Here is an 11,419-nt window from a genome sequence, read left to right as displayed (position 1 = left end):
GGCAGAGTAAAACTTGAAGTGCGACATAAACCACCTAATTAATTTAAAGGGTTTATGGAGTATATAAAATTGTCATACCATCATCTTAACTTTGAAGATCGTACTGCATTAATGCTTGAGTCAAGAAAAGAAGGCTTTTCAGCCAGAAAATTTGCTGAACTCATTAAAAGACATCCTAGTACGATCTATCGTGAGCTTAAAAGAAATAGCATCAATGACGTTTATCAAGCTCGATATGCTTCTGATAACACCTTCGCTAGACGTAGACGTGGTCACAGAAAACTCAAAATCGATTCAATCCTCTGGAAATTTATTGTTGAAGCGATCCGTTGTTTATGGTCTCCTCAGCAAATAGCAAAGCGTTTAAAGACATTTCCTGATTTGGATCAAACAATGAATGTAAGCCATACAACGATTTATTCAACGATACGAGCATTACCCAAGGGTGAGTTGAAAAAAGACTTATTATCCTGTCTGCGTCATGAAAATAAAAAGCGAAAAGCTAACGGTGAACCTAAAAAAGATTCTATATTACAGGATATTAAAACTATTCATGAGCGCCCAGCCGAAGTTCAAGAAAGAAAAATACCGGGTCATTGGGAAGCTGATTTAATTAAAGGTAAAGACAATAAAAGTTCGATAGCAACACTTATTGAACGAAATACACGGCTCTGTATCTTGGCAACATTACCTGATGCAAAGGCAGAATCAGTGCGCAAGGCTTTAACTGAAGCTCTGAAATATTTACCTGCAGAACTGCGTAAAACGTTGACCTATGACCGTGGACGCGAGATGTCAGAACATAAAATACTCGAAGAAGATTTAGGCATAGATGTATATTTCTGTGACCCACATTCACCTTGGCAAAAAGGCACATGCGAAAATATGAATGGTTTAATTAGGCAATATTTACCTAAAGGGATTGATTTAAATCAGGCAGATCAGCATTATTTAAATCAAGTTGCCATGTCACTGAATACTCGTCCTAGAAAAGCGTTAGATTGGCTTACACCATTAGAGAAATTTGCTCAGCTTGTTGATTATCATAAGACTTTTCAAACTGTCGCACCTCATGTTTGAATTCGCCTAGTATTTGCTTTTCATTATTTAACTGGAATTATCATTTAATTAATAGATTATATAAAATATATTTTACCAAACTAACAAAGGGTGAGATTACACTCGGAAGTTCATGAATTTGTCATATAGGTTAGATAAATTAAAAACAGAAAAATAAAAGAGAGAAGGCTATAGTACATAATTTAATAATATATAGAATCTTTAAATAATTGGTTTAGTCGGCTCTTATGAGTTGGCTTTTTTATTTTTAAAGGAGTGTTAATGAAAGTACAGTATTTCGAAGGAGGTATGTATAAACATATGTGTCCTGCTTGCGGATATCTTCATTATATTCCTGTACATTATCCTTTCTCTAACGGCAACCAATGGTTTTTTAATGGTAACTTGGAAAAACCGACATTTGATCCCATCATAAGTATAAATGAATATTGTAATTACTTTATTAAAGATGGCTTTATCGAATATAGCGTTAATTGTAGGCATCATTTAGCTGGTTGTAAGGTTGAGCTGCCAGAACTAAAATTAAAAAACTATAGAATATAATTGATTTTAGTATTTATTAATTATGGCCATTTAAAGGACTGCACGTTTCCTTAATTATCACATATTTTTGCAATATATCTTTACATATTTGATACTGAACACATATAGTTTAAAAAATTGTAAATCTCTTTTAGTTGAAGGCTATATTATAATTTGCAAGAATTTTCATAACTTACTGTTTTATATTTTTATTTATGGATATCTGGAAATTTTTAAAAAGCTTTAATACAACTGGAACATATCTCATTATTTCTACATTTATATTATTTTTAATGATTATATATTTTTACATTATACATCCCACCTAAACTAAATTATAAATAAAGTAAGGTAATTATTTATTCTAAAATGTTTGATTTATTGGTTTATTTGAATTGGTTCTCAATTTTAATTGAAAAAAGATAATAGCATTGTATAGGTCCAAGTTTTATGAAAACATGACGTGGTTATAATATATGGAGAATATAATAAAAATTCCTTTCTAAAGATGTTAATCCCTAAATATAAAGACTGTACTGATCATAACAATGATGTCTAAAGTAAAAAATATGGAGATTTTCTATGAAGTTTTGCCAAGTTTCGACTTTTCTTTTAGCAATAGCGCTGAGTCATTTAACATATGCTGCACCTGCTACAACAAATTCTGTATTAGGCTCATCTGAAGCAAAAGGAATTATTAAAAATCAATATATTGTTATTCTTAATAAGGATGTGGGTTCTTCTAACGAGTTTGCACAAGGTATTGCTAAACAACATGGTGGGAAGGTATTACAGACCTATGATGCTGTACTTAAGGGATTTGCAATTTATTTACCCGATGTTGCCGGTACTACTTTTGTTGAAGCCATGAAAAAAAATCCAAAAGTCGTTTCAGTAGAAAATGACACAATCATGAAAGTTGATGCGACTACCCAAAGCAACCCAGATTGGGGACTAGATCGTATTGACCAAAAAAACTTACCTCTAGATTCAGCATATTCGTACTTACAAACAGGTTCAGGCACAACCGCTTATATTGTTGATACAGGAATATTGTCTACACATCAACAGTTCTCTGGACGGGTATTAAGTGGATATACCGCGATATCTGATGGAAATGGCACAAACGACTGTCATGGTCATGGTACACATGTGGCAGGAACAGTGGGTGGTAGTACCTATGGGGTTGCCAAGAATGTAAGCTTAGTGCCTATTCGGATTTTAGGATGTGATGGTTCTGGTGCTTCGAGTAATGTGATTGCGGGGCTAGATTGGATATTAAAAAATGGTAAAAAGCCAGCTGTAGTGAATATGTCTTTAGGTGGTGAAGCAAACGCATCTTTAGATAGTGCAGTAGAAAACTTATTTAATAATGGCTATGTAATGGTTGTGGCTGCAGGAAACTCGAATACAGATGCATGTAGTTCTTCTCCTGCCAGAGTAGGTAAGGCAATTACTGTCGCTGCTACAGATATACTGATACACGAGCGAGTTATTCTAATTATGGAAGCTGCGTTGATATTTTTGCGCCAGGAAACCAGATCAATTCTTCATGGATTGGGAGCAATACAGCAACTAAAGTTTTAAATGGAACTTCAATGGCTACTCCACATGTTGTTGGAGTCGTAGCTGAAATGTTGCAAAGTACACCTACAGTAACACCTCAGACAATCTCAACTAATCTGTTAAATCAAGCAAGTAGTAATGTGGTAAAAAATCCTTCTGGTAGCCCAAATCGATTGTTATATAAATCACCTTAATAAGAAGTATGTCTTGAAATTGGAAAAGGTCCCGAAGGACCTTTTTTAGATTTTTGCATGAGTACCATATTTATCAATCATGATTGAACTGGCTTCATTTAAACCGCGAACCGTTACCTGAATACCGTTCTTTTGAAATTTATTTACTACTGAATCTAGCATGGCAACTGAAGTCACATCCCAAATATGAGAGTGGGTAAGATCAATAATGACTTCTTTAATTTCTTCTTTAAAGTTAAAACCTTGCATAAATTTTTCAGATGAACTGAAAAATATTTGACCTCTTAATTCATATAGACGAGCTTGACCCTCGAATGAAGTTTCAATACGAATATCATTTTCAAGTTTATTTGCTAAGAAAAGTGCTGAAAGTAATACTCCAGTTAATACACCTAACGCTAAGTTATGGGTAGCAACTACTACAATAACGGTTGCGATCATAACGACATTACTACTTTTAGGATTATTTTTAAATTGAGTCAGTGAACTCCACTCAAAAGTACTAATTGATACCATAATCATGACGGCAACCAGAGCGGCCATGGGAATAACCTTTAACCAGTCACTTAAAAATACAACGAGAATAAGTAAGAATATACCTGCGCAAAAAGTGGATAAGCGTGTGCGACCACCCGATTTTACATTAATCATTGATTGACCAATCATGGCACAACCCGCCATACCTCCCATAAAACCTGAAGCGATATTTGCAATGCCTTGACCTTTACATTCTTGAAATTTATCACTAGATGTATCTGTCATTTCATCAACGATTGTTGCAGTCATCATTGATTCAAGTAAGCCAACCGCGGCAAGGGTTAAAGAATATGGAAGAATAATAAGGAGGGTTTCTAAATTTAAAGGAATATTCGGAATTAGAAATATAGGTAACGTATCTGGTAATGAACCCATATCACCAACAGTTCGAACATCAAACCCTAAAAAAATAGCGAGTAATGTTACTACTACAATACAAATAAGGGGCGAGGGAAAGAACTTTCCAATTTTTGGAATATAGGGGAAAAGGTAAATAATTCCTAAACCAATTGCTACTAGTAAGTAGACATGCCACGTCACATTTACCAATTCTGGTAATTGAGCCATAAAGATGAGTATGGCAAGGGCATTAACGAATCCAATAACCACCGATTTAGAAACAAAACGCATGAGTTTGGCAAGTTTAAAATATCCGGCCAAAATCTGTATGACGCCAGTTAATACTGTCGCAGCGAATAAGTATTGAAGCCCGTGTTCCTTTACGAGCGTTGTCATAACCAAAGCCATGGCACCCGTAGCTGCCGAAATCATAGCTGGACGACCGCCTACGAAAGAAATAATAACGGCAATACAAAAGGATGCATATAAACCGACTTTGGGATCTACACCCGCAATAATTGAAAATGCAATTGCTTCTGGAATTAAAGCAAGACCCACAACAAGACCGGAAAGAATATCTGCGCGGACATTAGAGAACCATTGTTCTCGGACATTCGATAACATGAGAAATAGCCTAAGTTCTAAATTTTGAAAGGCTAGTGATGTGATATACCAACACAAACGACTACACCACATCACTAAACAGTGATGAGTTATTTACAAGGGATAGGGGTAAATAAACTTAAGGTGGCGTAAGTATCATAGGTATAGAGAGTTTGAGACATTTAAAAGTGCCCGAAGAATAGCATAAGTTTTTAAGGCTGACTAACCTAAGTCGACTAAACCGATTTAATTATAATTTTTCATTTCAGCTTTTGGCATTGAGGCAAATTCATTCGCAGGCATATCTAAGAAAAAATCTTTGGCTTCAGAATGAGTACAGTTGAGCCAATCATTTCTAAGATTATCAGGTATCACAATAACCGAACGTTTTTCATCATCAGGTTTGTGAAATTGTTTCATGAAAGGGTGATGATCAGCATTAATTGTTAATAGCGACATTGACCTAATTTTCTGTCCATCAATAAGTGTTTCCTCAAAGATCGCAGCCAGTGTAAAAGGTTGCCCATCTTGCCGGAAAATACCATACCAATGTGCTTTTCCATTGACATATTTAGGTTCATAAATGGCTTCAACAGGAATAAGCGCAAATTGATCATTTAACCAAGCATGTTTAAAAGAGCGCTTTTGTTGTACTGTTTCTGTTCTGGCATTATACGTTGCATATTTGAATGCAATTTCTTTGGCATAAGGGGGAAGCATTCCAAATTTAGCTTTTCTCCACTCAAGCTCATTTTCATTCGATAAAATAAGTGGGCAATCATCACTTGGGAAAATATCCATCTTATATTCAAAAGTGGGTTCAAATAACTCTAATTGATTGGCATGTATTTTCTTAATAGGTTTAAAGTTTGCACACATAAGACACCTTCGTTGTAAAAATAGCTCTCAATTACAGCTTCTAACTTTTAGTCTTTAGTGATGTATATTTTTATAATTAGAATTGTCTCTTTGAGTATTAATTTTTAACTATCAATTACTTCGTTAATAAATATTTATTTAACTCATGGCCATTTCAAAAAAGTTTCAGATATAAAATTAATAGAATAGATAAATCGTATAGTTAAGTTGCTCATCTTAAAGAGAGTTTATTCAGTTTTAATAGCTACTTTTATGCAACAGAGCCTTTCAGAAATTTAGATTTTAATAGATTCGTTATTCATCATAATACAAATCATATAGAGAACTCGTACAAACCAGTTGCTAAAGGTTTAAAAATTCTCGGAAAATTTTGACAATTTATAAGGTGGACACATGAATAAACATTTATTGGCTAAAATTGCTTTATTAAGCGCTGTTCAGCTAGTTACACTCTCAGCATTTGCTGATGTTCCTCTAACTCCATCTCAATTTGCTAAAGCGAAATCAGAGAACTTTGACAAGAAAGTTATTCTATCTAATCTAAATAAGCCGCATGCTTTGTTATGGGGACCAGATAATCAAATTTGGTTAACTGAGCGAGCAACAGGTAAGATTCTAAGAGTTAATCCAGAGTCGGGTAGTGTAAAAACAGTTTTTCAGGTACCAGAGATTGTCAATGATGCTGATGGGCAGAATGGTTTATTAGGTTTTGCCTTCCATCCTGATTTTAAAAATAATCCTTATATCTATATTTCAGGTACATTTAAAAATCCGAAATCTACAGATAAAGAATTACCGAACCAAACGATTATTCGTCGTTATACCTATAATAAATCCACAGATACGCTCGAGAAGCCAGTCGATTTATTAGCAGGATTACCTTCATCAAAAGACCATCAGTCAGGTCGTCTTGTCATTGGGCCAGATCAAAAGATTTATTATACGATTGGTGACCAAGGGCGTAACCAGCTTGCTTATTTGTTCTTGCCAAATCAAGCACAACATACGCCAACTCAACAAGAACTGAATGGTAAAGACTATCACACCTATATGGGTAAAGTACTACGCTTAAATCTTGATGGAAGTATTCCAAAGGATAATCCAAGTTTTAACGGGGTGGTTAGCCATATTTATACACTTGGACATCGTAATCCGCAGGGCTTAGCATTCACTCCAAATGGTAAATTATTGCAGTCTGAACAAGGCCCAAACTCTGACGATGAAATTAACCTCATTGTCAAAGGTGGCAATTATGGTTGGCCGAATGTAGCAGGTTATAAAGATGATAGTGGCTATGCTTATGCAAATTATTCAGCAGCAGCCAATAAGTCAATTAAGGATTTAGCTCAAAATGGAGTAAAAGTAGCCGCAGGGGTCCCTGTGACGAAAGAATCTGAATGGACTGGTAAAAACTTTGTCCCACCATTAAAAACTTTATATACCGTTCAAGATACCTACAACTATAACGATCCAACTTGTGGAGAGATGACCTACATTTGCTGGCCAACAGTTGCACCGTCATCTGCCTATGTCTATAAGGGCGGTAAAAAAGCAATTACTGGTTGGGAAAATACATTATTGGTTCCATCTTTAAAACGTGGTGTCATTTTCCGTATTAAGTTAGATCCAACTTATAGCACTACTTATGATGACGCTGTACCGATGTTTAAGAGCAACAACCGTTATCGTGATGTGATTGCAAGTCCAGATGGGAATGTCTTATATGTATTAACTGATACTGCCGGAAATGTCCAAAAAGATGATGGCTCAGTAACAAATACATTAGAAAACCCAGGATCTCTCATTAAGTTCACCTATAAGGCTAAGTAATACAGTGCATTAAAAAACCGATCTATAAAGATCGGTTTTTTTAGTTTTAGAAAACTATTCAGTTACGACTAATACCGGTAAATGAATTTCTCCTAAAAGGGCTTGAGTCACACTTCCTAAGAAGAACTTTTTAAACCCTTTTCGCCCATGTGAGCCAATCACTAATAAATCTGCTTTTAGCTCATTAGCTGCTTTAATAATTTCTGTGTGGATTGTTTGACCCTCAACAATTTTTGTTTCAACAGAAATTCCATGTTGGCTAAATTGTTCTTTAGCTTGGTCTAAAATGCTCTGAATCGATGCTCTAGCTTTATTAAAATAATCCTGTGCTAATTCTGTACTATCGATGAACTCTACAGAAATGAAAGGATCTATGGTAAGTGCATATACTAGAGTCACTTTACTGCCAAAGGCCTTAGCAATTGCTGTTGCATGATTAACGGCAATAAGTGAAGTAGGAGAACCATCGACTGGAACCAAGATATGGTGATAACTCATATATTGCTCCTTATTGTCTTGTGACAATGTATGGTGCGGAAACACCGAAATTATTATCTTTATGCTTATATTATGAACAGTTTTTAAAAAATTATTGTTTATTTTTAGTATGAATAAAAACTAAAAGGTTCATTAAACCTCTTATTTTCAAAGATTGTAATGACTTTCTAAGTAAGGCTGATTTTGTTTAAGTATGGAAATAACCTGAGTAGCATCTATAGCAGATTCAAACAAGAATCCTTGACCTATGCTATAACCAAATTGTCGAAGTAGTTCTTCTTGTTCTGGAGTTTCAATTCCTTCAGCGATAAGCCCGAGTGATAAATTTGGAGCGAGTAAACCAATTGCTTGGACAATCGCATAAATTGATGGGTCATGTTGCATCTTTTGGATAAAGCTACAATCTACTTTTAAACTGTCAATCGGGTAATCGCGAATATGGGTTAGCGATGAAAAACCAGTCCCAAAGTCGTCAAGTGCAATACGTACCCCATGCTGTTTTAATTTATTAAGTGCACGGATCACATATTCCGAGCCTCGGTCGCCTAGCATGTGCTCAGTGACTTCCACTTCAATATAATGCGTCGGTATTTGAAATTGATTAACCTTTTTCAAAAGTCTCTCAGCATAATTATCTCTTAAGAACTCAACTGGTGCAGCATTTAGTGAAACAGGGAGTGGGGTAATACCAAGATTTATCCATTTAGCGATATCACGTAAAACTTGGTGTTGCATCGTTTCACCGATCTTACTCGCTAAATTATAATCTTTAAAAGCTTCCGCAATTTGTGCTGGGTAGCCTCTTTGAGCTGAGGTTGTATGCCATCTTAATAAAGCTTCAAATCCCACTACACGATGGGTATTTAGGTCTACTTTAGGTTGATAATAGGGTTGGATGGTATGATGGCGAATCAGCTGACGAGCTAAATTAAGCTGAGAAGCGACAGTTTCAGTCATTTGCATCATGCATGGATCATACATGCGAATACCACCACGACCACGCGCTTTTAAATCATGCAATGCCATATCGGCACAACTGAGCAAACCTGACTGGTCTACGGCATCTTGCGGGTAAATTGCGCAGCCAATGCTCATCCCACCATTTAAGACATTACCTAAATAGGTAATCGGCTGATTTAACTGTTGAAGTAAAATGGCTGCTAACTCTCGGACATCATTTTCAGAATTAAGGTTATTAATAATAACCGCAAATTCGTCTCCGCCTAGTCGCGCGACAACGCACTTTTCATCATCTACACAATGACTAAAGCGTTTGGAGAGAACTTTTAATAGATGATCGCCTGCGCTATGCCCTAAAGTATCGTTAATATGTTTAAAGTGGTCGAGGTCAATTAAAAGTAACCCTACACTTGTTTGAGTGTCTTTTGAATATGAGAGAGTACGCTTAAGTTGAAATTTAAATGAACGCCGATTATATAATCCGGTCAGTTCATCTCTCTCACTCATATTCCTAAGCTGGTTTTCTGCCAAATGTTGTTGAGTAACATTACGTGAGACACAAAGGATTTGTCCAATTTCACCATTTTCCCGATGAATCGGGGTAAGCATATTATCCCAATACTCAGGATCCTGATCTGGCAAACAGCTCATTCCTGCAAATCTAGCAACTTTACCTTGAAGAGCTTTTTTCAAAGCGACTCGACCGCGTTTACGAATGTGCGGTGGTAATAGTTCGAGCCATTTCATTCCAAATTCTGTTTCATCAACAGGTACACCTAAAGCGAGGCACCCTGATTTGTTCATGTGAGAAAGTGTGCCGTCTACATTTAAAACTTTAATGCAATCTACACTGATATCTAACATCTGATTTTGTATTTCAATGTTCTTTTGCAAGTTTTGTTGTTCTTGAATATCGTGATCTATATCTAAAAAGCTAACATACCATTCGCTAGTTTGTGAGGAGCTGCGATACTTAGATGCTTGAATCGATAGTTTGCACCATCTATATTGATTTCCAGCTCGTAAAAGTCGACATTTTAATTCGATTCTTTTTTGTAGGCGAATTGCTTCGAGCCATCTGTTTTTGACTTCATCTAAATCGGTAGGATAAATAAAATCTAGCCATTGCGCTGGCAATGGAGAAAAAGTATCCAACCAATATTCTGTACACTCTATATTGCAATATAATATCAAGCCATTTTCATCACTCACCCAAGTCGGGAGTGGAATTTGCTCAACAATAAAATGCTTTTGGGTGTTGTTCGACATTGAAGTCATAACATGCCTAGAAAGATTGTGTTGATTAATCTATTTATTAGCCATTATTGTAATCTTTCTGTAGTAAGCAAAACAGCAAATAATAAATTTTATGTGTATTTTTTTTGAACTAAAATTGAGTTATTAAAACTAATATATACTAAAGATTTAATTTATGTTTTTGTTATTTATTAATTTTTATTTATCTTTCTTTAAAAAAATATTTATGCTTATTTTTGTAAAAAACTTATTAAAACAGCAGCTTATAATTATCCATATATATTTGTCATATTAAAAATAAAACTAAGAAAGTAGAAGGAGTAAAGATAAAAAATAAAGAATTTGATAAATCAAATTTTATTCATAATAGGCTTTGTTGCACAAACCTATCTGTAAAGGCTTTTTCAGCGATATAATTTTCAAATGAAGAAGCCTACACACAAAATCTACCGCACAACCAATTGGCCCGCATATAACCGAGCACTCATTAATCGCGGAAATATTGCCCTTTGGTTTGATCCTGCTACGCAATGGTATGCTCCATCAAAAGGCAAACAAGGGCGAAATCAAACCTACTCCGACGCAGCCATCCAATGCTGCTTAATGATTAAATCCTTATTCCGTCTATCTTTACGTATGGTCACTGGCTTTGTGCAAAGTCTGATTAAACTTTGCGGATTAAATTGGACCGCACCAGATTACAGTACGCTTTGTAGAAGACAAAAGCATATTGATATTGCAATCAGCTACCAAAAAAGTAGCGATGGGCTGCATCTACTCGTAGACTCTACAGGGATGAAGTTTCTAGGTGAGGGCGAATGGAAACGCAAGAAACATGGAGCTGAATATCGTCGCCAATGGCGTAAACTACATATTGGTATAGATGCCAAAACCCTACAAATACGCGCTATTCAGCTCACAACCAATAATGTCTGTGATTCACAGGTGCTTGGTGATTTACTTAATCAGATTCCACAAGATGAGCAGATTGACTCTGTTTATACCGATGGAGCTTATGACACCAAGCAATGCCGTCAGGTCATTGCAGATCGGCAAGCACATGCGGTGATTCCACCTAGAAAAAATGCGAAACCATGGAAAGATACAAAGAGTAGCTCGCTAGAGCGAAATGAATTACTTCGAACAATTAAACG

At 35.6% G+C, this 11,419-nt stretch carries 8 protein-coding genes and 1 pseudogene; 5 read left to right on the top strand and 4 right to left on the bottom strand.

Annotation, left to right across the window (positions count from 1 at the left end; translation table 11 throughout):
* Positions 1–54 precede the first annotated feature (54 nt).
* The 3 genes and pseudogenes from MKL51_RS11895 to MKL51_RS11885 all read left to right on the top strand — a co-directional run bounded on the left by MKL51_RS11895 (position 55) and on the right by MKL51_RS11885 (position 3,362).
* Complete coding sequence (locus tag MKL51_RS11895; RefSeq protein WP_079265503.1) at positions 55–1,080, top strand: IS30-like element ISAba125 family transposase; 1,026 nt, start codon at positions 55–57, stop codon at positions 1,078–1,080.
* Positions 1,081–1,341: 261 nt separating this feature from the next.
* Positions 1,342–1,623 (top strand): DUF6527 family protein, encoded by a 282-nt coding sequence (locus MKL51_RS11890; RefSeq protein WP_005073920.1) that lies wholly within the window; start codon positions 1,342–1,344, stop codon positions 1,621–1,623.
* Between the two features lie 561 nt (positions 1,624–2,184).
* Positions 2,185–3,362: pseudogene (locus tag MKL51_RS11885) on the top strand (S8 family peptidase).
* Between the two features lie 45 nt (positions 3,363–3,407).
* Here MKL51_RS11885 and MKL51_RS11880 read toward each other — a convergent pair.
* Both MKL51_RS11880 and MKL51_RS11875 read right to left on the bottom strand, forming a co-directional pair.
* A complete protein-coding gene (locus tag MKL51_RS11880) occupies positions 3,408–4,862 on the bottom strand; it encodes a SulP family inorganic anion transporter (RefSeq protein WP_032006462.1) in 1,455 nt (484 codons plus the stop codon).
* Between the two features lie 225 nt (positions 4,863–5,087).
* Positions 5,088–5,720: an SOS response-associated peptidase family protein gene (locus tag MKL51_RS11875; protein WP_005068940.1), complete on the bottom strand. Its 633-nt coding sequence runs from the start codon at positions 5,718–5,720 to the stop codon at positions 5,088–5,090.
* A 393-nt stretch (positions 5,721–6,113) separates the two neighbouring features.
* Between MKL51_RS11875 and MKL51_RS11870 the strand changes: the two genes are divergently transcribed.
* Positions 6,114–7,550 (top strand): glucose/sorbosone family PQQ-dependent dehydrogenase, encoded by a 1,437-nt coding sequence (locus MKL51_RS11870; RefSeq protein WP_002121021.1) that lies wholly within the window; start codon positions 6,114–6,116, stop codon positions 7,548–7,550.
* A 54-nt stretch (positions 7,551–7,604) separates the two neighbouring features.
* Here the strand turns inward: MKL51_RS11870 and MKL51_RS11865 are convergent, their stop codons facing one another.
* Together MKL51_RS11865 and MKL51_RS11860 are read right to left on the bottom strand one after the other, a co-directional pair.
* Positions 7,605–8,048, bottom strand: a complete 444-nt coding sequence (locus MKL51_RS11865) for a universal stress protein (protein WP_002120966.1) — start codon at positions 8,046–8,048, stop codon at positions 7,605–7,607.
* A 147-nt stretch (positions 8,049–8,195) separates the two neighbouring features.
* Positions 8,196–10,286, bottom strand: a complete 2,091-nt coding sequence (locus MKL51_RS11860; protein WP_002120960.1) for a putative bifunctional diguanylate cyclase/phosphodiesterase — start codon at positions 10,284–10,286, stop codon at positions 8,196–8,198.
* Positions 10,287–10,688: 402 nt separating this feature from the next.
* Between MKL51_RS11860 and MKL51_RS11855 the strand changes: the two genes are divergently transcribed.
* Positions 10,689–11,419 (top strand): IS5 family transposase (locus MKL51_RS11855; RefSeq protein WP_270893817.1); only part of this gene is annotated, 731 nt, incomplete at its 3' end.

The organism is Acinetobacter sp. AOR18_HL (genome assembly GCF_027855145.1).
Lineage (GTDB): Bacteria > Pseudomonadota > Gammaproteobacteria > Pseudomonadales > Moraxellaceae > Acinetobacter > Acinetobacter pittii.
The sequence above is the reverse complement of the archived record's forward strand: the minus strand, read 5'-3'. Positions and strand labels throughout refer to the sequence as shown.

Excerpts from the sequence above, each read along its gene's own strand:
- MKL51_RS11860 (WP_002120960.1), bottom strand. The coding sequence starts at position 10,286 with ATGACTTCAATGTCGAACAACACCCAAAAGCATTTTATTGTTGAGCAA.
- MKL51_RS11890 (WP_005073920.1), top strand. The coding sequence starts at position 1,342 with ATGAAAGTACAGTATTTCGAAGGAGGTATGTATAAACATATGTGTCCT.
- MKL51_RS11875 (WP_005068940.1), bottom strand. The coding sequence starts at position 5,720 with ATGTGTGCAAACTTTAAACCTATTAAGAAAATACATGCCAATCAATTA.
- MKL51_RS11865 (WP_002120966.1), bottom strand. The coding sequence starts at position 8,048 with ATGAGTTATCACCATATCTTGGTTCCAGTCGATGGTTCTCCTACTTCA.
- MKL51_RS11880 (WP_032006462.1), bottom strand. The coding sequence starts at position 4,862 with ATGTTATCGAATGTCCGAGAACAATGGTTCTCTAATGTCCGCGCAGAT.
- MKL51_RS11870 (WP_002121021.1), top strand. The coding sequence starts at position 6,114 with ATGAATAAACATTTATTGGCTAAAATTGCTTTATTAAGCGCTGTTCAG.
- MKL51_RS11895 (WP_079265503.1), top strand. The coding sequence starts at position 55 with ATGGAGTATATAAAATTGTCATACCATCATCTTAACTTTGAAGATCGT.